Source organism: Streptomyces sp. NPDC001728 (genome assembly GCF_040297565.1).
Lineage (GTDB): Bacteria > Actinomycetota > Actinomycetes > Streptomycetales > Streptomycetaceae > Streptomyces.
Map to the genome: position 1 here is coordinate 294,967 of NZ_JBEOZK010000004.1, position 20,281 is coordinate 315,247.

At 74.2% G+C, this 20,281-nt stretch carries 20 protein-coding genes and 2 pseudogenes; 12 read left to right on the plus strand and 10 right to left on the minus strand.

Annotation, left to right across the window (positions count from 1 at the left end):
* Nucleotides 1-90 precede the first annotated feature (90 nt).
* Nucleotides 91-2,043: an alpha/beta fold hydrolase gene (locus ABT154_RS09220; RefSeq protein ID WP_351854865.1), complete on the plus strand. Its 1,953-nt coding sequence runs from the start codon at nt 91-93 to the stop codon at nt 2,041-2,043.
* A 38-nt stretch (nt 2,044-2,081) separates the two neighbouring features.
* On the opposite strand, the gene ABT154_RS09225 is transcribed toward ABT154_RS09220, so the two are convergent.
* The 4 genes from ABT154_RS09225 to ABT154_RS09240 all read right to left on the minus strand — a co-directional run bounded on the left by ABT154_RS09225 (nt 2,082) and on the right by ABT154_RS09240 (nt 5,371).
* Nucleotides 2,082-2,666, minus strand: a complete 585-nt coding sequence (locus ABT154_RS09225; RefSeq protein ID WP_351854868.1) for a nucleosidase — start codon at nt 2,664-2,666, stop codon at nt 2,082-2,084.
* A gap of 51 nt (nt 2,667-2,717) precedes the next feature.
* Complete coding sequence (locus ABT154_RS09230) at nt 2,718-2,927, minus strand: helix-hairpin-helix domain-containing protein (RefSeq protein WP_351854870.1); 210 nt, start codon at nt 2,925-2,927, stop codon at nt 2,718-2,720.
* Between the two features lie 168 nt (nt 2,928-3,095).
* Nucleotides 3,096-4,505 carry a VWA domain-containing protein gene (locus ABT154_RS09235; RefSeq protein ID WP_351854873.1) on the minus strand — a complete coding sequence of 470 codons (1,410 nt, stop codon included), beginning with the start codon at nt 4,503-4,505 and terminating at the stop codon, nt 3,096-3,098.
* Nucleotides 4,502-5,371 (minus strand): AAA family ATPase, encoded by an 870-nt coding sequence (locus tag ABT154_RS09240; protein WP_351854876.1) that lies wholly within the window; start codon nt 5,369-5,371, stop codon nt 4,502-4,504. Before ABT154_RS09240 ends, ABT154_RS09235 begins: the two co-directional genes overlap by 4 nt.
* Before the next feature lie 235 nt (nt 5,372-5,606).
* Here ABT154_RS09240 and ABT154_RS09245 point away from each other — a divergent pair, with 235 nt between their 5' ends.
* Both ABT154_RS09245 and ABT154_RS09250 read left to right on the plus strand, forming a co-directional pair.
* Nucleotides 5,607-6,875, plus strand: coding sequence for a PP2C family protein-serine/threonine phosphatase (locus tag ABT154_RS09245; protein WP_351855096.1), 1,269 nt, complete (start codon nt 5,607-5,609; stop codon nt 6,873-6,875).
* A 135-nt stretch (nt 6,876-7,010) separates the two neighbouring features.
* Nucleotides 7,011-7,376, plus strand: coding sequence for a luciferase domain-containing protein (locus ABT154_RS09250; RefSeq protein WP_242427196.1), 366 nt, complete (start codon nt 7,011-7,013; stop codon nt 7,374-7,376).
* Between the two features lie 90 nt (nt 7,377-7,466).
* Here ABT154_RS09250 and ABT154_RS09255 read toward each other — a convergent pair.
* Nucleotides 7,467-7,820, minus strand: a pseudogene (locus ABT154_RS09255) (PaaI family thioesterase); the annotation flags it as partial.
* Here ABT154_RS09255 and ABT154_RS09260 point away from each other — a divergent pair.
* Both ABT154_RS09260 and ABT154_RS09265 read left to right on the plus strand, forming a co-directional pair.
* Nucleotides 7,807-8,121, plus strand: a pseudogene (locus ABT154_RS09260) (winged helix-turn-helix transcriptional regulator); the annotation flags it as partial. The pseudogenes ABT154_RS09255 and ABT154_RS09260 sit on opposite strands and share 14 nt — an antisense overlap.
* A 79-nt stretch (nt 8,122-8,200) precedes the next feature.
* Nucleotides 8,201-9,070: a YhjD/YihY/BrkB family envelope integrity protein gene (locus tag ABT154_RS09265; RefSeq protein WP_351854879.1), complete on the plus strand. Its 870-nt coding sequence runs from the start codon at nt 8,201-8,203 to the stop codon at nt 9,068-9,070.
* Between the two features lie 6 nt (nt 9,071-9,076).
* Here the strand turns inward: ABT154_RS09265 and ABT154_RS09270 are convergent, their stop codons facing one another.
* Together ABT154_RS09270 and ABT154_RS09275 are read right to left on the minus strand one after the other, a co-directional pair.
* Nucleotides 9,077-9,937, minus strand: coding sequence for an ABC transporter permease (locus tag ABT154_RS09270; RefSeq protein ID WP_351854881.1), 861 nt, complete (start codon nt 9,935-9,937; stop codon nt 9,077-9,079).
* Entirely contained in the window at nt 9,934-10,842 is a 909-nt protein-coding gene (locus ABT154_RS09275; protein ID WP_351854883.1) for an ABC transporter ATP-binding protein, read from the minus strand. Before ABT154_RS09275 ends, ABT154_RS09270 begins: the two co-directional genes overlap by 4 nt.
* Before the next feature lie 133 nt (nt 10,843-10,975).
* Here ABT154_RS09275 and ABT154_RS09280 point away from each other — a divergent pair, with 133 nt between their 5' ends.
* From ABT154_RS09280 to ABT154_RS09305, 6 genes are all read left to right on the plus strand, one after another.
* The gene (locus tag ABT154_RS09280; protein ID WP_351854885.1) at nt 10,976-12,226 is read left to right on the plus strand and encodes a sensor histidine kinase; all 1,251 of its coding nucleotides are present in this window, start codon (nt 10,976-10,978) and stop codon (nt 12,224-12,226) included.
* Nucleotides 12,223-12,903, plus strand: a complete 681-nt coding sequence (locus tag ABT154_RS09285; protein ID WP_351854887.1) for a response regulator — start codon at nt 12,223-12,225, stop codon at nt 12,901-12,903. The genes ABT154_RS09280 and ABT154_RS09285 overlap by 4 nt, the downstream gene beginning before the upstream one ends.
* Before the next feature lie 139 nt (nt 12,904-13,042).
* Nucleotides 13,043-13,546 carry an NUDIX domain-containing protein gene (locus ABT154_RS09290; RefSeq protein WP_351854889.1) on the plus strand — a complete coding sequence of 168 codons (504 nt, stop codon included), beginning with the start codon at nt 13,043-13,045 and terminating at the stop codon, nt 13,544-13,546.
* A gap of 116 nt (nt 13,547-13,662) precedes the next feature.
* Entirely contained in the window at nt 13,663-14,271 is a 609-nt protein-coding gene (locus ABT154_RS09295) for a DUF6629 family protein (RefSeq protein WP_351854891.1), read from the plus strand.
* Nucleotides 14,272-14,301: 30 nt separating this feature from the next.
* Nucleotides 14,302-14,514, plus strand: a complete 213-nt coding sequence (locus ABT154_RS09300; RefSeq protein ID WP_351854893.1) for a hypothetical protein — start codon at nt 14,302-14,304, stop codon at nt 14,512-14,514.
* 124 nt (nt 14,515-14,638) lie between these two features.
* On the plus strand, nt 14,639-15,136 hold the full coding sequence (locus ABT154_RS09305) for a peptidylprolyl isomerase (protein WP_351854896.1): 498 nt from the start codon (nt 14,639-14,641) through the stop codon (nt 15,134-15,136).
* 119 nt (nt 15,137-15,255) lie between these two features.
* Here ABT154_RS09305 and ABT154_RS09310 read toward each other — a convergent pair whose 3' ends face one another.
* The 3 genes from ABT154_RS09310 to ABT154_RS09320 all read right to left on the minus strand — a co-directional run bounded on the left by ABT154_RS09310 (nt 15,256) and on the right by ABT154_RS09320 (nt 19,280).
* Complete coding sequence (locus ABT154_RS09310) at nt 15,256-16,092, minus strand: SDR family oxidoreductase (protein ID WP_351854899.1); 837 nt, start codon at nt 16,090-16,092, stop codon at nt 15,256-15,258.
* Nucleotides 16,093-16,200: 108 nt separating this feature from the next.
* Entirely contained in the window at nt 16,201-16,467 is a 267-nt protein-coding gene (locus tag ABT154_RS09315; RefSeq protein WP_351854902.1) for a type B 50S ribosomal protein L31, read from the minus strand.
* 215 nt (nt 16,468-16,682) lie between these two features.
* On the minus strand, nt 16,683-19,280 hold the full coding sequence (locus tag ABT154_RS09320) for a SpoIIE family protein phosphatase (RefSeq protein WP_351854904.1): 2,598 nt from the start codon (nt 19,278-19,280) through the stop codon (nt 16,683-16,685).
* Nucleotides 19,281-19,413: 133 nt separating this feature from the next.
* On the opposite strand from ABT154_RS09320, the gene ABT154_RS09325 reads away from it, so the two are divergent.
* On the plus strand, nt 19,414-20,178 hold the full coding sequence (locus ABT154_RS09325) for an alpha/beta fold hydrolase (protein WP_351854906.1): 765 nt from the start codon (nt 19,414-19,416) through the stop codon (nt 20,176-20,178).
* Nucleotides 20,179-20,281 lie beyond the last annotated feature (103 nt).

The following is a 20,281-nucleotide window of genomic DNA, read 5'->3' on the forward strand; positions in this document are numbered from 1 at the left end:
GCGCTCTGGCCGCTCCGCCCCACATAGGTGAGGCTTGCCATCGTTCGCATCGCGGACAGTGATCAGTCCAGTCGAGAGGAACGGGTGCACGTGCCCCAGGAGAACCCCTTCACCACCGGCTCGTCCGAACATTTCCCCGGCTTCCCGGACGTCACGGCGAGGCTGACCGCCGCCGAGACCTCGCGGATCACCGGACGCGGCCTCTGGGCCGCCGACGGAACGGTGGACCCCGGCGCCGTCCGGCTCGGCCAGACCCTCGCCAACGTGCTCCTCGGCGGCACGGCCGACGGCGGTGAAGGAAGCGGAGGAACCGACGGCGGCGAAGGAGACGGCGGCGCGGGGGACCTGCTCCCCGCCGAACTCGCCGCCTACGTCAGGGAGGTGCGCGGCCTCGCCGTGCCCGCGTACCACCGCGTCGAGGGCGCCACGGAGGACGTCCGGCTCTCCGCCTTCAGCCTCCGGCAGCTCGGCCCCGGCCCGCACCCGCTCGTCGTCGTCCCGGCCGGCTGGACCCCGTTCGGCTGGCCGCTGTTCCTCTGGTCCTACCTCGTCCTCGCCCACAAGGGCTACCACGTCCTCGCCTACACGCCCCGAGGACTCGGCATCCCCGGCCTGCCCTCGACCTCAAGCGGCTGCGTCGACGTCGCCGGACCCCACGACTGGGCCGACGGCTCCGCCGTCATCGACTTCGCCGTCGACCACTTCGCCCCGAGCGCCGTCGGCTTCATGGGGGAGTCCTACGGCTCCGGCATCAGCCAGCTCGTCGCCGCCCACGACGACCGGGTCGCCGCCGTCGTCGCGCTCAGTACCTGGGGCAACCTCGCGACCAGCCTGTACGACCACGACACCCGCCACCTCGCCGCGGTGAAGGCCCTCCTCGCCCTCACCGGCGGGCCGGTGGAGTCCAAGTTCGACGAGGAGAACCAGCGGATCCTCGCCGACTTCCAGGCCGACCGGAACCTGGAGGACGTCGTCGACTGGGGCCGGCTGCGCGCCCCCGAGTCGTACCTCGAACTGACCAACGACAAGGGCACGCCGACCTTCTTCTCCAACACCTGGCACGAGAGCCTCTTCGCGGTCAACCAGGTCCTGGAGACCTTCAACGGCCTGGAAGTGCCCAAGCGGCTCAACATGTGGATCGGCGACCACGCCGCCCCGGAGGGTCCCGCGCTCATCGGCCCGCCCGCCGCCCCCGGCGAGGTCAACCTCCCCATGGCGGAGGCGTACGCCTGGCTCGACCACCACCTCAAGGGCGAGCCCAACGGAGTGGCGGACTGGCCGAAGGTGTGCAACCAGGTGATGTTCACGTACACGACGGAACCGGCCCTGGCCCCCGGCACCGGCGAGCCGACCGGCGAGAACCGGATCGTCACGCCCGCCCGCCGTGAGCTCCGCTCCGACTGGAGCGAGGTCACCCGCGCCACCGAAGTCTTCGGCCTCACCGGCGACGGCGCGGGCGGCGCCGACGGCCGCCTCGTCTCCGTCGGCGGAGAGGAGGCGGCCGAGGCCGAGGGGACCGGTTGGCGGCGCGCGTTCCTCGCGGGGGTGGACACCGAGGCCACCGCCATGGACGCCCTGATGAAGACCGGCCGCGCGGAGTGGGCGGGCAACCCCAAGATCTACGACACCCGCAAGATCGACCGCAGGCACGCGCTCTGTTGGACCACCGAACCGCTGCTGCCGTCCGGCGGGGAGGAGACGGCCGGCCGCCGCGTCCGGGGCATCCCGCGACTGCGCCTCACGGTCCGCTCCACCGCGACCTCCGCCAGCCTCTACGCCCATCTCCTGGACGTCGCCGAGGACGACACGGCCCGGATCATCAGCCACGAACCCCTCAACGTCTACGGCCTGACCCCCGACCAGGACACCACCGTCACCTGGCGGCTCCAGGCCGCCGCGTACGACATTCCCTCCGGCCACCGGCTGATGCTGGTCGTCGACAGCAAGGACCCGCTGTACGGCGACGCCTCCGTCACCTGGACGCAGACCGCCGTGGGCTCCCCGGCGGGCGAGCCGTCCTTCCTGGAACTGCCACTGGGCTGACCCCGGGGGAGCGGGTGACCGGTCCGGGACCGCTCCGCTCAGGAGCGGTACGGGGTGTTCGCCTCCGCCCAGTCGGCGAGGGCCCGCGCGCACTCGGCGACCGATTCGCGCCAGCTTCGCGCGGCCCCGTCCCCGGCCTCGTCGCTGACGTGCTTCACGATGCGCAGCGGCACCCCGGCGAGCCCGGCGGCGGCGGCGAGCGCGTACCCCTCCATGTCGACCAGCGGGGCCCGCTCCGCGAGCCGGGCGCGGGCGGCCTCGTCCGAGATGAACGCGTCGCCGGTGGCCAGCACCACGTCGCCGCCGTCCGGGAGCGCCAGCGGCGCTCCGTACGTCTCCCCGGTCAGCGTGGCGAGCAGCTCGCCGTCCAGGTCGTGCTGCACGACGGTGCCGACGACATGGGTCCCGGTCCAGCCCGGCCGCAGCGCCCCGGCCGTCCCCAGGTTCACGATCCCGGACGGCCGGGGGCCGCGCGCGAGGACCGTCGCGAGCGCGGTCGCCGCGTTCACCTTGCCCATGCCGGTCAGCAGCACCGGCTGGTCCGTGTCCAGGTACTGCGCCTCCTCCTTGACGGCGAGGACGAGCAGCGGACGGCCGACGGCGATCTCTCCCAAGAGTTCCATGGAGGCCACGCTAGTTCGCGGGCCCGCCCGCCGTACAACCGGGACCTGGGCTCATCCCAGCGAGAGGCCCCGCTCGGCGAGCGTCTCGCCGAGAACGCGCAGCGCCTTCGGGCCCACCCCGTGCAGGGCGCCGAGCTCGGCGGCGGGGACCCCCGCGAGCTGGTCGAGCCGGGTGTAGCCCGCGGCGGTGAGCGCGCGGGTGGCGGGCGCGCCGATGGCACGGGGGAACTCGGTCTCGGGGCGGTCGGACGCCTTGGCCATGGGGCGATCGTGCCATGGTCCGGGGCTCCCGGCCCGTCTTCTCTCAGCGCGCGGCTCCGGGCCCGCGCTCTCGCGGAGGCGCGGCCCCGGGCCCGCTTTCTCGCGGAGGCGGGGCTTCCGCCGCGCGTACGCGCCGCCGCCGTCGCCCGCGCGGCCGGGGTCACCGCCTCATACCGGCAGCAGCCGGCCGATCAGTGCCCCCAGCTGGCGGGCGTTGCGGCACGGGCGCATCTCGACCAGACCGGCGTACGCCGGGGCCACCGAGTCACCCGTGCCCCACAGCGAGGGCTCCTCGGGGTTGAGCCAGTGGACCCTGCGGGCGCGGTCCGCGATCCGCTTCAATGCCGCCAGATTCGGGTCGGAGCCGTTGGTACGGGCGTCCCCCAGGACGAAGACCACCGTGCGCGGACCGATCGCCTCCGCGTACCGGTCGGCAAACTCCCCGAGAGCGGTCCCGTAGTCGCTCTGCCCGTGCCACCCGGTCAGCTCGGCCTCCGCGAGGATGCGGTCGCCGAGCGCCGCAGGGTCCGCCGCGTCCCGCGCGATCAGCCCGGTCACCTCGTCCACCCGGTTGACGAAGGCGAACACCCGCACCCGGCTGAACTGGTCGTGCAAGGCCTGCACCAGCAGCATCGTGAACTGTGCGAAGCCCGTCACCGACCCCGACACGTCGCACAACAGCACCAGCTCGGGCCGCCGGGGGCGCCGCCGCCGGAGCACCGGACGCACCGGCACGCCCCCGGTCGACAGCGAGGCCCGCAGCGTCCGCCGCAGATCGATCTCCCCGCGCGCCGCCCTGCGCCGCCGGGCCGCGAGCCGGGTGGCCAGCTTCCGCGCCAGCGGCCGTACCGTGCGCCGCAACTCGTCCAGCTGCGCCCGCCCGGCGAGCAGGAAGTCCACACCGTCCGCCGTGCCCGCCACCGCGCGGCGGGCGACCCGGTCGCGGCCCTGCCGCTCGGCGACGCGCCGCCGGGCCTCGGTCCGCACCCGCTCGCGGAACGCCTCGATGCGGCGCCGGATGTCGTCGTCGAGCAGGCGCTCGGTGAACTCGGGGTCCTCCGCGCCGCGAACCGCTCCGCCCCGCTCCCGCACCCGGGCGAGCAGCGTCTCGGGGCGCACCCGCGCGAGCGTCTGGTACGAGGACCAGCCGTCCGAACCGGCCGTCGATCCGAAGCCGCCGAAGCCGCTCACCGCCTCGGCCGCCAGCCGGTCGAGCGCGGCGCCGTCGGCGTCGCCGAGGGCCTCGGTGAGCCGCTCGCGCAGCGCCGCGAGGTCCGCCGGGGTGTTCTCGTACGACCCCGCCGTCCCGGTGTGCCCCAGCGGGAAGTACAGGTCGAAGACCTGGTCGAACACCGCCCGCTGGCGTTCCCCGTGGAGCAGCGTCGCCGCCAGTGCCTCCCGCACTCGTTCCCGGTCCGTGAAACCGACCGCTTCGAGGGCCTGCCCGGCGTCCACGGTCTCGCCCGTGCCGATCCCGAACCCGTGCGCGCGGAGCGCCGCCACCAGCCCGGTCAGCCGATGGGCCGCGGAGGCGGTGGACGGGTCCGCCGGAGCCGCGGACGGGTCCGCCGGGCTCACACCGCGTCCAGGTCGAGCTTGGCCGCGGCCTTCACGATGTCCTCCTGGTGCTTCAGCAGGACGCCCAGGGTCTCCCGTACGACCCGCTCGTCCAGGCGGTCCGCGCCGAGCGCGAGAAGGGTACGGGCCCAGTCGACGGTCTCCGAGACCGACGGCACCTTCCGCAGGTCCATCGCGCGCAGCGCCCCCACGACCCGCACCACGGACGCGGCGAGCGCGGCGTCGAGCTCCGGGACCTTGAGGCCGACGATCCGGCGCTCCAGCCCCTCCTCGGGGAAACCGATGTGCAGGAACAGACAGCGTCGGCGCAGGGCCTCGGACAGCTCGCGGCTCGCGTTCGAGGTCAGCACGGTGAACGGGCGCCGTGTGGCGGTGATCGTGCCCAGCTCGGGAACGGTGATCTGGAAGTCGCTCAGGACCTCGAGAAGGAGGCCCTCCACCTCGACGTCGGCCTTGTCGGTCTCGTCGATGAGGAGCACCGTCGGCTCGTCCGAGCGGATCGCGGTGAGCAGCGGCCGGGGGAGCAGGAACTCCTCGCCGAAGACGTCCGTCCGCGCCTCGTCCCAGGACTCGCCCCGGCCGGCCGTGATCCGCAGCAGCTGCTTGGCGTGGTTCCACTCGTACAGCGCGCGGGACTCGTCGACGCCCTCGTAGCACTGCAACCGGACCAGGCGCGCGCCCGTGACCTCGGTGACCGCGTTGGCCAGCTCCGTCTTGCCGACGCCGGCCGGACCCTCGACGAGCAGCGGCTTGCCGAGCCGGTCGGCGAGGAACACGGTGGTGGCGACGGCAGGCGACGCCAGATAGCCGGTCGTGGCGAGCTTGTCGGCGACGTCGTCGACGGAGCTGAAGAATCCGGTCGTCATGGGCTGTCCCCCCGGGGAGCGAAATCGCGTACTGACCAGTAGCCTCGGTCGTACTTGATCAGATCACGCACCGCCGCACAACCGCTCCGCGCAAGGTCCGTGCCGCGCGGGGCGCCACCCGCTGGTGCGATGGGGGGACCGGGTGCGCCACACCCGGTGACCGCGCGGCGGTGGAGGTGTCGTGGCGGAACGGGACACGGAACGGGTCCGGGCGCTCGTGACCAGGGTGCGGGCCATGGAGCAGGCGACCGGCGAGATAGGCACGACGCTCGACGAGACGACCACGTGCCGGGAACTCGTGCGCTTCGCCACCGAGCACGTGAGTGCCTCGGTGACGGTCGACCTGGCGGCAGAACAGCCGCAGCGGCCACAGCCGGACGACGCGCGGACGAGGGCCGGGACGGTCACGCGGTACCGGCGCCCGCACGACTCCGGCCCGCCCCGCTCCGTCTCGCACGGTTCCGGTCCTTACGGCTCCGGCGCCCCCGGCCCCCTCCCGCCCGGCTCCGCCCGGTACGGCCCGCTCCGACCCGGCCCCGCCCCGCCCGGCCCCCTCCCGCCCGGCTCCGCCCCGCCCGGCTCCGTCCTCCCCGCCCCGCCCGCCTCGACCGGCGCCGGGACCCACCGCCTCGCCGTTCCCCTCGCCGTGCACGACGAGGGGACCCTCGGGACCGTCACCGTCGCACGGACCGCCGGCGGGCCCTTCTCCGCCGACGACGTGGCGCTGCTCCGGCACGCCGCCCGGCTCGCCGCCCGGCACCTCGGGCACGCGCGGCGGCTCGCGGCCACCGAGGACACCGCGCTGCACCTCCAGCGCGCCCTGGTCGGCGAGCCCGGCCGGCCGCACCCGAACCTGGAGATCGCGGGCGGCTACCTGCCCGCCGGGCACCGCACCCTCGTGGGCGGTGACTGGTTCGAGACGGTACGGCTCCACTTCGGCCGCAGCCTGCTCGTCGTCGGCGACGTGATGGGGCACGGCCTGGACGCCGCCGTCGACATGAACGCCTACCGCACGGCCCTGCGCGAGGTCGCCGCCACCGACCTGCCGCCGCACCGGGTGCTGCGCCACCTGGACTCGGTGGTAGCCGAGGACGACGCCCGCCGTCCCGCCACCTGTCTGCTCGTCCGGGTCGACCCGGCCCGCGGCGCGGCGACCTTCGCGAACGCCGGGCACCTGCCGCCCGCCGTGTTCGGCGCGGACGGCTCGGCCGAACTCGTCGACCTCCCGGTGGGCCCGCCCCTCGGCACCGGCATCGGCGGGTACGAGTCGACGACGCGCCCGCTCGCCCCCGGCGCGACCCTGCTGATCTTCACCGACGGCCTCGTCGAACGCCGGGGCGAGGACATCGACGTGTCGCTCGCCCGACTCGCCGCCCTCCGGCTCCCCGCCGGTTCCGGTCCGCGCGACGTCGTCGACGAGGTCCTGCGGCGGCTGGACGCCCACACGGCGGAGGACGACGTGGCCGTGCTCGCGGCCCGCATCCGCGCGCGTGCACCCCAGTGACACGGGTCACTTCCGCCCCACGGACGGATGTGACGCACGGTCACACCGCCGCCGGGTACGACGGGATTCCCGCCCGGGCGGGATTCTTCCCGCAGGACGCTTGTGCGCGGCCCCGGGGACCGTCACGCTCCTCGTATGAACACGGCCAGGCATGCCAGTGAACGTCTGATGAGCTGGCCCTCGCTGACCCCCGCCCGCGCCCATTGCGGCGCCGCGCTCGGACTGGGTACCGCGACGCAGGAGATCGTGCATTTCCACGGCGAGCACGAGGCCGACGTCCACCTCACCCGCGCCATGGTCGCCAAACTGCGCCACGCGCTCCTCGGGTCGAGCGCGGTACGGCTCCGCGCCGGTTCCGGATGGGTGACGGTCCGTCTGGACATGGGCTCGGACATCGACCTGCTCGCCACCCTGGTGAGCGCCGCCCTCCAGGCCAACGGCGTCCCCGACGTCGCCCCGGACGGCTGCACCCGCACCCGGCCGGTCCCCGGACACCGCTGACCGGAGCCCCCGCAGGCATCCGGCTCCACGCGCGCGTACCCGGGCGAGGCACGGCCACGCGCGCGTGCGCAGGTTCCCCTCCGTGCCTGGCTACGCGCGCGTGCCCCCGGCGGCACTCTCCGCCGGGACGGGGAAGAGCATGCACGTGCTCGTCGCGTGCCCGAGCAGGCGGTCCTCCGCGTCGTAGAGCCCCGCCTCGGCCAGCGCGGTCCTGCGGCCCCGCGAGATCACCGTGCCGATGGCACGGACCTTGCCGGTGGCGGTGGTGAGCGGGCGAAGGAAACGGGTCGACAGGTCGAGCGAGGTGTACGCCGTCCCCTGCGGGAGCGTGGAGTGCACCGCGCAGCCGGTCGCCGAGTCGAGCAGGGTCGCGTACACCCCGCCGTGCACGCTCCCGATGGGGTTGTAGTGCTCCTCGCCCGGCTCCAGGACGAACCGGCTCCGCAAGCTCGTCACCGCGGAGGTCCTGTGCGCCGAGCCCTACCGCGAACCCGGCGCCCGCACCCGGTACGAGTACCGGCTCACCCCCAAGGGCATCGACCTCTGGCCCGTACTGCTCGCCCTCAAGCAGTGGGGCGACACCCACGCCGGGGAGCCCGACGGGCCCGTCCTCGACATCCGGCACACCGACTGCGACGCCGCCGTCCGCGTCGTCGTCCAGTGCGAGGGCGAGGAACGGGCCACCCTCACCGCCCGAGACGTCACCGTCCGCCCCGGCCCCGGCGCCCGCCCGCTCGACGCCTGACGCCTGACGCACGCCCGTCCTGCACCCGTTCGGCCGCACCGGGAGATGTCCCGCCGCCCGGCCGGGTAGCGAACGAGGCATGCCCTCCACACCGGGTCCGCCGCACGACGGTGCCCCCACCGACAACGGCCACTGGTTCCAGCGCCTGTACACCCGCGTCAGCGCCTCGCCCCTCGGGCTCGCCTGGAACCGCGGCCGCGCCATGGAACTCATGCACCGCGCCATGGGCTTCGCCGCGCTCAGCCTGCTCACCCTCGTCCCGCTCCTCATCGTGGTCGCCGCGGCCGACCTCGCCAGCGGCCAGGGCTTCGCCCGCTGGCTCGTCCAGGGCCTCGGCGTCTCGGAGGTCTCGCAGGAGCAGATCGAGCGGCTCTTCGGCCAGCCGGGAGCGGCCCTGCAACGCACCACCGCCTTCGGTCTCGCCGCCCTCGCCGCCTTCGGCGTCACCTTCGGATCCGCCGTACAGACCGGGTACGAGCGGGCCTGGGACCTTCCCACCGCCCGCTGGCACACCATGTGGCGGCACGTCGTCTGGCTCGCCGTGCTCGTCGCCTGCCTCCTCCTCTTCGTCGCCACCCCGGCACCCGCCGAGTCCCCGGCCGCGATCACCGCCCTGGTCGCCCTCGCCGACCTGGTCGGCACCTTCGTCTTCTTCTGGTGGTCGCAGCGCTTCCTGCTCTGCGGCCGCATCCGCTGGCGCGCCCTCGCTCCCGGAGCCGTCCTCACCGCACTCGGACTGCTGGGGCTGCGGATCTTCTCCCAGCTCGTCTTCTCGCCCCTCATCGCCTCCAACGCGGTGACGTACGGCCAGTTCGGCACCGTGCTCGTCCTCCAGTCCTGGCTCGTCGGCGTCGGCTTCGTCGTGTACGGAGGCGCCCTGGCCGGGCGCCTCGTCCACGAGGTCCTCATCGAGCGGCGGCTCGGCGGGAGCGGCCCGGCCGCCGAGTAGCGGAGCTCACTGGTCCCGGCGCCGCACCACCAGCACCGTCACCACCGCCGCGCCGACCGCCCACAGCGCGTACACCAGCCACGCGCCCCCCGCCGTCCACGGGTACGGCTGCTCGAACGTCCCCGGTGCCGCGAGCCGCTGCCAGGCCTTCAGCGGTGTCGTGTGCGCGAGCACCGCCGTCAGGTGACGCCGCTCGCTGACCACCATCGGCACGAACAGCAGCAGCAGCACCGACCCCACGATCGAGACCGCGCTGCGCCGCAGCAGCGCACCGAGCGCCATCCCCGTCACCGCGCACACCGGCGCGAGCAGCGCCGACGCCACCACGATCCGCAGCGCCCCCGGATGCGTGATCGGCAGCCCCGCGTCCCGCACCGACAGGACGGCCTGCGACAGCCAGAACGAAGCGCCCGCGACCAGGGCCCCGAACAAGGTCTGCACCACCGCGACGACCAGCACCTTCGCCGACATCAGCGCGCTCCGTGCCGGCACCGCCGCGAAGCTCGTACGGATCATGCCGCTGCCGTACTCGCCTACCACCGCCACCGCGCCCATGGCGGCGGCGCACAGGATCAGGACCGTCGAGGCGTTCCCGGTGAACGCGTCGCCCAGGGCCATCTCGTTCGCCACGAACTCCGCACGGCCCTTCGGCCCGAACTGCCACCAGTACCGGTAGTGGTCCCACGCGGTGCCGACGTTGAAGGCGATCACGGCCAGCGCGCTCAGCAGCAGCGACCAGCCGGTGGACCGCAGCGACCACAGCCTCAGCCACTCCGACGCGAGCAGATCGCGGAACCGGGCAGGGGGCTCCACGACACGGGAGCCCGCGCCGCGGGGCTCCACGACGGGAACGGCGAGATCGGTCATCGGGCGTCTCCAGCCAGGTAGTCGACACGGTCGGCGGTCAGTTCCATGAACGCCTCCTCCAGGGAGGCGGTGTGCGAGGTGAGCTGGTCGAGCGGCACCCGGTGCGCCAGGGCCAGTTCGCCGATCCGGGCGGCCGAGAGCCCCGTCACCGTCAGCCGGCCCCGCTCCGTCACCACCCGCGCCCCCTCGGCCAGCAGCGAAGGCGTCAGCGCCGCGACGCCGGGGGCGCCCACCGTCACGCTCGGCCGCGCCCCGCGCGCGGCGAACTCCGACAGGCTCTCCGCCGCGATCAGCGCACCCCGGCCGATGACGACCAGCTCGTCCGCCGTGTGCTCCATCTCGGTCATCAGATGACTGGAGACGAAGACCGTCCGGCCCTCCGAGGCCAGCCGCCGGAACAGCCCCCGCACCCATTTCACGCCCTCCGGGTCGAGCCCGTTGAGCGGCTCGTCGAACAGCAGCACCGGCGGATCGCCGAGCAGCGCCCCCGCGATGCCGAGCCGCTGCCGCATCCCGAGCGAGTAGCCCCCGATCCGGCGCCGGGCCACCCCCGCGAGGCCGACCTCCTCCAGGACCGCGTCGACCCGGGCGAGCGGGACGCGGTTGCTCCGCGCGAGCACCGCCAGATGGGCCCGCGCGGTCCGCCCGGCCTGCGCGTCCCCGGCGTCGAGGAGCGCGCCGACGTGCCGGAGCCCCCTCGGCCGGTCCGCGAACGGCCGGCCGTCGACCGTCACCGATCCCCGGGTCGGCGCGTGCAGCCCGAGGACCATGCGGAGCGTGGTGCTCTTGCCCGAACCGTTCGGTCCGAGGAAACCGGTCACCAGCCCCGGCCGGACGGTGAAGGTGAGCGCGTCCACGGCGGTCGCGGAGCCGTACTTCTTGGTGAGTTCCCTGACTTCGATCATGCACACCACCGTGCCGCCCTGCCCCCGTCCCTGACATCGGACCAGCGCCGACAATCGGCGCCCGCCCTGTCACCCCGGGTCGTACACCCACGGTCCGATGCCCGTCCCGCACCCCGCCCCCTACGATCACCGCATGTCCGCCACCCCGTCAGTCCCGTTCCTCAGAAGGGTCACCCCCGGTGGGTGGGCCGCCGTCGCCTGGCTCGCGGGCATGCTCTTCACCCTCCTCCTCCGCCTCCGGCTGCCCGGTCAGGCGACCGCGGACGTCCTGGCCGGCGTGATCATCCCGCGTTGGGACGGCGTCGCCATGCTGCTCCTCGCCACCGCCCTCGCCCTGCGCGGCTGCGCGCTCCTGACCCGCCGTCCGACCGCGTCCCTCGTGTACCTCCTGGTGGCCGCGGTGGTCTGCAGCACCCCGCTCGGCGTCACCGCCATCCCGTTCGAGCAGTACCTCGCCGTGGACGTCGTGCTGTACACCGTCGCCGCCACCCGCCCGCCCCGTGAGGCCGGCCGGGCGCTCCTGCTCGCCCTCGGTCTCCTCGTCGGCTACCTCGCGGCCCGGCTGTTCGCCGGCTGGACCGTCGGCACCACCGGCACCCTCGCCGTCGCCCTCACCGCCGTCGTCGCCTGGCTGCTCGGCCGCTCGGAAGGCCAGAGCCGGGCCTACGCGGCACGGACCCGCGCCCAGACCGCCGCACAGGCCGTCACCTCGGAACGGCTCCGCATCGCCCGCGAGATGCACGACACGGTCGCCCACAGCATCGGCATCGTGGCCCTCCAGGCCGGTGCCGCCCGGCGGGTCATCGAGACCCAGCCCGCACAGGCCCGCCAGGCCCTCACCGAGATCGAGACGGCGAGCCGCGAGACGCTCGCCGGACTGCGCAGGATGCTCGGCGCCCTGCGCACCGACGAGCCCGGTGACCCTGGACCCCGTGCCGCCGACGAGGCCGGGCTGCCCGAGATGCCGGGCCTCACCGCGCTCGACCGGCTCGCCGAGACCACCGCGTCCGCCGGGGTCCGCGTCCTCGTCAGCCGGGTGGGGGAGCCCCGGCCACTGCCGCAGGACGTCGACCTGTCCGCCTTCCGCGTCGTCCAGGAGTCCGTCACCAACGTGGTACGGCACTCCGGCGCCGACTCCTGCACCGTCACCGTCGACCGGCGCGACCCCGGCATCCTCCTCGTCAGCGTCGAGGACCGGGGTCCCGCGCGCGACGCCGCGCCCGTCGGCGCCCGCGCCGGGGCCGACGGGGCGGGCTACGGTCTCGTCGGCATGCGGGAGCGCGTCACCCTGCTGCACGGAGAGTTCGACGCCGGCCCCCGCCCCGGCGGCGGCTTCCGCGTCACCGCCCGCATCCCCCTCCCCACAGGAGTCACCACCCGATGAGCGAGACCACCACCGAACGGCCCGTCCGGGTCGTCCTCGCCGACGACCAGCCCCTGGTGCGGACGGCCCTGCGCATGGTCATCACCGACACCCCTGACCTGGTCGTCGTCGGCGAGGCGGCGGACGGGGCCCAGGCCGTGCGCCTCACCGAGGAGACCGGCGCCGACGTCGTCGTCATGGACCTGCGGATGCCCGGCACGGACGGCATCGAGGCGACCCGCCGTATCACCGGGGGCCCCAGCGGCGCCCGCGTGGTCGTCCTCACCACCTTCGACGACGACGACCACGTGTACGGGGCGCTGCACGCGGGCGCGTCGGGCTTCCTCGTCAAGGACATGGCACTGGACGACATACTCGCCGCCGTCCGCGTCGTCGCCTCCGGCGACGCGCTCATCGCGCCCAGCGTGACCGGCCGCCTCATCAAGGAGTTCACCGGCCGCCCCCGGACCGCCCCGGGCGCGCAACGCCGCGGGACCTGGGGCATCACCGACCGCGAGCGCGAGGTCCTCACGCTCGTCGGAAGGGGCCTCTCCAACACGGAGGTCGCCGCCGAACTCCACATCAGCGTCGCCACCGCGAAGACCTATGTGACCCGTCTCCTCGCCAAACTGGAGGCCCGTGACCGGGTGCAGCTGGTGATCATGGCGTACGAGGCGGGGCTGGTCTTCACCGCCTGACCTCCGGCCGGCGGTGGACGGTCACGAGAGGCGGTGGTGATCACACGATCCGGTGATCCACCCGCGAGCGGCCGGGTGCCGGGCCCGCGACCGCTTGGATGGGTGCTGATCCCATCGGCCCGTCGAAAGAGAGCCGCCCATGGCGAACATCTGGCTGCCGACCGTCGAGTACGTCGCGACCCTGCCGAGAGCGACGGCTTACGCCTGCCTCTACTTCACCGATACCGGAGGCCGCCCCTTCCAACTGCGTGCCACCTACCGCACCGAGCTGTGGCAGTGGCCCGGCGGCAACATGGACCCGGGGGAGACCCCCTGGGAGACGGCCGTACGGGAGTGCCACGAGGAGACCGGGATCACCTTCACCGGCGAACCCCGCCTCCTCGGCACCCACTTCGTCGTCGACCGAGGTGAGGAGTGGCCGGCCAACCACATCGGTTTCGTCTTCGACGGCGGTGAGCTGACGGACGAGCAGATCGCGGGCGTCGTGCTCGACCCGGAGGAGCACAGCGCGTACAGCCTGCGCACCCTCCACGAGTGGCAGCGGGAGATGGAACCGAGGGAGTTCGCCCGGCTCGCGGGCATCGACCGGGCCCGCAGGACGGGCACACCGGTGTACCTGGAGAGCGGTCCCGAGGGGGACTGAGCACCGGAGGCGCGGGCCCGGGGACTGTTCCTCCGTACGGACGCTCCCGGGCCCGGAGACCCCGGGACATCCCCCACGACCCTACGGTTCCATCCGATATGGGGTAGAAGGGCGCTATGTGCTGGAGTGCGACGGTCGACCTCTGGGCGGGCCTCGGCATCGGCGCCGTCGGCGTGGCCTCCCTCGCCTCCGTACGGCGTCCCGGGGACGCCCCGCTCGCCGCCCTGCCCCTGCTCCTCGGCGTCCACCAGGTCGTCGAGGCCGCCGTCCGGCACGCCGGCGGCGGACCGGGACCCGCCACCCTCGCCTGGGCCGTGATCGCCCTCCCGATGCTGCCCCTGTGGGTACCGCTCGGCGTCCTGACCGCCGCCCGCCCCGCCGACCGGCCGCGCCTGCTCGTCCCGCTCGCCGCCGGAACCGCGACCGCCGGCCTCCTCGCGTACGCCCTCGCCACCCGCACCGTCGATGCCGAGATCCGGGGCCGCACCGTCGGCTACGCCGTGGGCGTGCCGTACGCGCCCCTCCTCCTCGCCGCCTACCTCCTCGCCACCGTCGGCGCCCTCCTCCTCGCCCGCGACCGGCTCCTGAGGCTCCTCGGGCTGGTCACCGGGGTGGGGGCGGCCGTCTGCGCCCTCCTCTGGCGCACGGCCTTCCTCTCCACCTGGTGCGCCCTCGCGGCGGTCGCCTCGGTGCTGATCCTCGTCTGGATCCGGAGACGGCCGTAACTCCTCGGCCGTTCAGCAGTTGACCCGGTCATGAAGAAGCGCAGCATGCTCGCCATCGCCTCCCTCGCCGCAGGCGTCGTCACCGCCCTCATCACCCCGCCGCCGCACGCGAACGCCGTGGAGAGCCCGCTGGGCGGTGCCACCGGCCTCCTCCAGGAGGACGGCGTCGGGCCGGTGCTCCACCAGACCGTCGAGGGCGCCGAGGGCGCCCTCCAGGACCCGGGGACCGGCGGAGTGCTCTGACACCGGCGACCGTGCCGCCACTGGTGCCCCGCGCCCCCGACGGGCCGCGGGGCACCGGCGCGCCGTGACACGGGAGGAGGCGGCCCGTGCGCGCGCCGTGGGCGAGTAATGACAGGATGTCCCCATGAGCGAGAACGTTTACTTCGACATCACCATCAACGACGAGCCCGCGGGCCGCATCACCTTCAAGCTGTTCGACGACGTCGTCCCCGAGACGGCCCGGAACTTCCGTGAGCTCGCCACCGGCGAGCACGGCTTCGGCTACGCCGGCTCCCCGTTCCACCGCGTCATCCCGCAGTTCATGCTGCAGGGCGGCGACTTCACCCGGGGCAACGGCACCGGCGGCAAGAGCATCTACGGCGAGAAGTTCGCGGACGAGAACTTCAAGCTGAAGCACGACCGCCCGTTCCTGCTCTCGATGGCCAACGCCGGCCCGAACAGCAACGGCTCGCAGTTCTTCATCACCACGGTCGTCACCAGCTGGCTCGACGGCAAGCACGTCGTCTTCGGCGAGGTCGTCGAGGGCCAGGACCTGGTCACGAAGATCGAGGGCCTCGGCTCCTCCTCCGGCGCCACCAAGAAGGCCATCAAGGTCTCCGACTCCGGCATCGTGAAGGCCTGATCGCCTTCCGGAGCTGAGCGGGGGCGCCGCGCGCGCCCTCCCTCGAACCCACCCGGCCGGGGCGGGGACGCCGTCCGTGCGACACGCGTCCCCGTCTCCGCCGGCTGCGGGGCAGGCTCTCAGGCGAAGGCGGGCGCGTTCCGCTCCGCCCACGCCGAGAACGGACTCGGACCCCGCCCGAGCACCCGCTCCACGTCCGGGCTCACCCGCTGCTCCTCCGGACGGGGCTCGCCCATGACCGACAGCATCCCGTCGACGGCGTCCTCCGGCAGGAACCGCGTCAGCCGGGACCTGGCCTCGGCCGCGCTGAGCGGCACGAACTCCACCGCTTCACCGAGCGCCCCCGCGAGCGCCCGCACCTGCTCGCGAGGCGACACCGCCACCGGGCCGGTCAGCACATAGGTGCGCCCCGCGTGCCCCGGACCGCGCAGTGCCTCCGCCGCGACCCCCGCGATGTCCGCCGGGTCCACCAGTGGCAGTGCCACATCGGCGAACGGCGCCGCCACCGCACGGCCGGCACGCACCTGATCGGCCCAGAAGAACGCGTTGGACGCGAAACCCCCAGGACGCAACACCGTCCAGTCGAGCCCCGACTCCCGTACCGCCTCCTCGAACGTACGGAGAATCGCGTGCGACACGGAGTCCGTCCGCGTGCCCACCAGCTGCGAGGACTGGAGCACGATCCGCCGCACCCCGGCGGCCATCGCCGCCGCCACGATCTCGCGCGGCCTCAGCTCGTCCCCCAGGCCGGCGACCAGCAGGTACACCGCCTCCGCCCCTTCGAAGAGGCCGCCGAGACCGTCCACCTCGGCCAGATCACCCCGCCGGTGCGCCACCCCCGCGGGCAGCCCCTCGGCCGGCCGGCGGCTCACCGCCGTGACCTCCTCGCCGGCCTCGGCCAGCAGCTCCACCAGCGGTCGTCCGACGTTTCCGGTCGCTCCGGTCACCACGATCACAGTTCTTCCCTCCAGGGAGTCCGCGGCGGAGCGCGAACGCCCCGCCGTCTTCGTGACCTCATCCTGGAAGGCGAACTGGCCACCTTCCGGCCAGTTTCCCCGAGCTCCTCAGCTCGACCCGGATGCACCCTCGCCCTCGCCGTACCGCCGCTCGAACTTCGCGATCCGGCCCTCCGAGTCCACCGTCCGGGCCTTGCCCGTGTAGAACGGGTGGCTCTCGGAGGAGATCTCGACGTCGATCACCGGGTACGTGTTGCCGTCGTCCCAGTCGATGGTCCGCTCGCTGGTCGCGGTGGACCGGGTCAGAAAGGCGTACCCCGCCGTGCGGTCACGGAAGACCACCGGGCCGTACTCGGGCTGCTTGTCCTGCTGCACGTGTCCTCCTCGGGCTGACGCCCTGGCTCGACCGGCCGGATCGGCGCGGCACCCCCAGCCTCCCCGCGCGCGCGGCGGCCGACCAGCGCCACAGGTCCGACCGGGTGACCCCCGACAGGACCGGGCCGCGTCGGGCAGGGCCCGGCGGGCGCCCCGCCGATCGGGCCGGGCAGGGCCTTCCGGGCACGGCCCCGGTGGAACTCTCCGCGCACGGACTACGGCCAGCGCGCCGCGAGCAGCAGCGCGATGTCGTCCGGGCGGGCCGTGGCCTCCCGGGCCTCCCGGGTCACCCGGTCGGCGGCCTCCGCCAGCGGCAGCGAAGCGGTCGCGGCGAGGGCCCGCCGCAGGGCCTCGATCCCGTCGTCGATGTCCTCGCCCGGCTTTTCCACCAGACCGTCCGTGAACAGCGCGAGCACCGCGCCCTGAGCCAGCCGCAGCCGTGTCACCGGATACGAGGCACGGCCGTCGATCCCGAGCACCATCCCGCCCGCGAGCTCCACCCGCTCCGTCGTCCCGTCGGGGCGCATCAGCAGCGGCGGCGGATGCCCGGCCCGCACCGCCCGCAGTTCCCCCGACTCCGGGTCGAGCGACACATAGCAACAGCTGGCGAACTGCCCCGGATCCAGGTCGATGAGCAGCCGGTTGGTGCCCCGCATCACGTCCTGCGGCCGGTGCCCGGCCAGCGCGAAGGCCCGTACGGCGCTCCGCAGCTGACCCATCGTGGCCGCGGCGGCCACCCCGTGCCCCTGCACGTCGCCGATCACCAGCGCGAGCCGCTTCGGCCCTGTCTCGATCACGTCGTACCAGTCCCCGCCGACGTCCATGCCCGCCGTCCCCGGCAGGTAGCGGCCCACCGTGTCCACGCCGTCGCGCACCGGCAGCCGGTGCGGCAGCAGCGCGTCCTGGAGGCCCCGCGCCACCGCCGACTCCGTCTCGTACCGCTGCGCCCGCTCCAAGGCCTGCGCGATCAGGCCCGCGAGCGCCGTCAGCACGGTCCGCTCCTCCGCGCTGAACCCGCGCGGACGGTCGAAGCCCAGGATGCAGGAGCCCACCGGCCGGCCCGAGGCGATCAGCGGCAGGAACGCCCGCGCCCCCGAGTGGGCGTCCAGCGGGAGGTCCGGATACGCCCGTCCCAGCCGCTCCATCGACTCGAAGAACAGCGGCCGGCCCGTCGTCAGCGTCTCCACCCCCGGCACCCGGGCGTCCAGGGCCACCCCGTCGAAGGGTTCGAGGAACCCCGGCGGGAAGCCCGTCTCCCAGGCCAGGTACAGCCGGCGGTCGCTGAGCAGATAGATGGCCAGCTGCCGCCCGCCGAACGCCGGCAGCAACTCCTCCGTCACCACCGAGGACACCTGGCGCGCCGTCACCGCCTCGGAGAGCGCGATGGCCAGGGCCACCGGCCGGTACAGCTCGGTGATCCGGCCCTCCGAGGCGTCCGGACGCGACGCCGGCCGCCCCGGTGCCCCGGGGCCCCGGGGGCGCGCCGTCGGACCGTCCTCGGGGACCAGCACCATGGTCACCCCGTCCCGCCCCGGATGCAGCGACACCGAAAGCCACCGGCCCCGCTCGGGGCGGGCCAGGAACCGCACCGGCTCGCCGGAGAGGAGCGCGGCGCGCAGCTGCTCCTCGTGGAAGGGGAGACCGAACCAGGGCAGCGCCTCCCACAGCGGCCGTCCCGCGAGCGCCCCGCGCGGCCGGCCGAGCAGTTGCTCGGTGCGCTCGTTGACGTAGGTGACGCGGCCCAGGCGGTCGATCGCGAGGATCGCCCGGGGCAGCCGGTCGGTGGCGTCGGAGCCGACCAGACCCGTGCCGAGGTCGACGAGGGTGCAGATGAGACGTACGCCCGCGGCGGACGCGGCGAACCCGTCGGAGGTACCGATACCGGGCGGCGCGCCGTACCGGCCGAACGCGTCGGGCCGCCCCGCGCCCTCCGCCCCCGCCGGACTCCTGCGCGCCCTCGTGGAGACCTCCAGGAGGTGCAGCCCCCCGTCCGGCCCCTTCAGGCGTATCCGGCGCACCACCGGCCGCCCGCCCGGATCCGTGGCCTGCCGGGCCGCCGCCCACAGTGCGTATCCGTCCTCCGGTTCGAGCAGGGACGTCAGCATCTCGATCGAACAGGGCGAGGTCACCTCCGCGCCGAGGATGTCCAGGAGACCGGCGTCCATGGTCACCGTGCCCGTGTCCAGGTCCCAGTCGAAGGTGCCGAAGCGGACCGGGGGCGCCCCCGCCGTGGACAGCTGGACGCAGACCGGATCGCCCGGCCATTCGACCGGCGTCCCCCGGCGGGTCAGGTCTGCCAGGGCGCCACCGAGGCGGAGTGCCTCGCGCGTCATGCGGCGGCGGTCCCGTGCGTCGACCGGTATCCCCGGGGTCGGTGCCCGCAGTGCCACGAGCACCCCGAAGCGTTCACGGCCCGCGACGACCGGCGTGTACAGCGAGGCGAAGGGGAACGGCAGACTCGCCACCAGCTGGGGGAACCGGCGCATGGCCTCCTCGACGTCAGGGAGGTGGACGGGCTGGCCCGAGCGATGCACCTCGGCCACCGGGAACGGCCGGTTCTCATGCATCCGCCACCACGGCTGGAACACGGGCCCCGGCAGCCCCACCAGCACTGCGAGCCGCAACAGCCCCGGAGTTCCCGAGCGCAGGTACACCCCGCCCGCGTATCCGCCGACCTCCTCGACGGTCCGCAGCGCCGTCTCGGCGAGGGCCCAGGTCAGAGCGCCGGAAGCGGGCCCGTCTGCGGCTCCGTTCCCGGACGGACGCCCGGTGTCGTCCGCCGGGCCGGTGCCGGACGTGCCGTGCGAGGTCACACAGCCAGGATGCGCCCGGTCCCGCCCGCACGCCCCCCGGGGAGGTTGACCCCACGCGTCCGTCCCGTCACACTCGGTGGTCGGCCGCCGCCGGAGGCGCGGCGCCGGAACCACCTCGCGACCAGGGGGCACGATGACGGACCGGGTTCTTCCGTACGACGTACACGGCGGGGGCCCCGCGCGGGCGCTCTTCCTGCACAACTGGTTCGGCGACCGGACCAGCTTCGCCCCGCTGCGGGACCATCTGGACGGGGCCACCGGCTCGTACGCCTTCGTCGACTGCCGCGGTTACGGCGAGGCCCTCGACCGCGTCGGCGCCTTCACCATGGAGGAGGTCGCGGCCGACGCCCTCGCGGTCGCCGACGACCTCGGCTGGGACACCTTCTCCGTGATCGGCCACTCGATGGGCGGCAAGGCGGCCCAGCTGATGCTCCTGGACGCCCCCGACCGGGTCCGCTCGATCATCGGCGTCTCGCCCGTCTCCGCCGCGGGCTTCCCGCTCGACGGCGAGACCTGGGAACTCTTCGCGGGCGCCGCCGCGGAACCGGCCAACCGGCGGGCCATCATCGACAACACCACCGGCAACCGCTACGACGGCGCCTGGCTGGACGCCCTCGTGCAGCGCTCCGTCGCCCGCTCCTCCGCCACGGCCTTCCGCAGCTACCTCGACTCCTGGTCCCGCGCAGACTTCCACGAGCGGGTCCGCGACAACCCCACCCCGGTGCTGCTCGTCGTCGGGGCCCACGACCCCGCCCTCGGCAGCGAGGCGATGGAGTCGACCTGGCTGCGCTGGTACCCCAACGCCCGCCTCGAAGTCCTCAAGGACGCCGGTCACTACGCCCCCGAGGAGACCCCGGAGGCCCTGGCGGGAGCCATCGAGGCCTTCCTGGCCGCCTGACCGGCGAAGAAGGGACCTTCCGCGCCGTCACCAGGGACCGAAGTCCCGGGTGACGGCCCGGCCACCGGGCATCCGACGGGTGAAGGGTGCGCGAGCGCACCGG

Coding starts and splice junctions, on each gene's coding strand:
- ABT154_RS09225 (WP_351854868.1), bottom strand. CDS start 2,666: ATGGAACTCTTGGGAGAGATCGCCGTCGGCCGTCCGCTGCTCGTCCTC.
- ABT154_RS09230 (WP_351854870.1), bottom strand. CDS start 2,927: ATGGCCAAGGCGTCCGACCGCCCCGAGACCGAGTTCCCCCGTGCCATC.
- ABT154_RS09240 (WP_351854876.1), bottom strand. CDS start 5,371: ATGACGACCGGATTCTTCAGCTCCGTCGACGACGTCGCCGACAAGCTC.
- ABT154_RS09245 (WP_351855096.1), top strand. CDS start 5,607: ATGGAGCAGGCGACCGGCGAGATAGGCACGACGCTCGACGAGACGACC.
- ABT154_RS09250 (WP_242427196.1), top strand. CDS start 7,011: ATGAACACGGCCAGGCATGCCAGTGAACGTCTGATGAGCTGGCCCTCG.
- ABT154_RS09265 (WP_351854879.1), top strand. CDS start 8,201: ATGCCCTCCACACCGGGTCCGCCGCACGACGGTGCCCCCACCGACAAC.
- ABT154_RS09270 (WP_351854881.1), bottom strand. CDS start 9,937: ATGACCGATCTCGCCGTTCCCGTCGTGGAGCCCCGCGGCGCGGGCTCC.
- ABT154_RS09275 (WP_351854883.1), bottom strand. CDS start 10,842: ATGATCGAAGTCAGGGAACTCACCAAGAAGTACGGCTCCGCGACCGCC.
- ABT154_RS09280 (WP_351854885.1), top strand. CDS start 10,976: ATGTCCGCCACCCCGTCAGTCCCGTTCCTCAGAAGGGTCACCCCCGGT.
- ABT154_RS09285 (WP_351854887.1), top strand. CDS start 12,223: ATGAGCGAGACCACCACCGAACGGCCCGTCCGGGTCGTCCTCGCCGAC.
- ABT154_RS09290 (WP_351854889.1), top strand. CDS start 13,043: ATGGCGAACATCTGGCTGCCGACCGTCGAGTACGTCGCGACCCTGCCG.
- ABT154_RS09295 (WP_351854891.1), top strand. CDS start 13,663: ATGTGCTGGAGTGCGACGGTCGACCTCTGGGCGGGCCTCGGCATCGGC.
- ABT154_RS09300 (WP_351854893.1), top strand. CDS start 14,302: ATGAAGAAGCGCAGCATGCTCGCCATCGCCTCCCTCGCCGCAGGCGTC.
- ABT154_RS09305 (WP_351854896.1), top strand. CDS start 14,639: ATGAGCGAGAACGTTTACTTCGACATCACCATCAACGACGAGCCCGCG.
- ABT154_RS09325 (WP_351854906.1), top strand. CDS start 19,414: ATGACGGACCGGGTTCTTCCGTACGACGTACACGGCGGGGGCCCCGCG.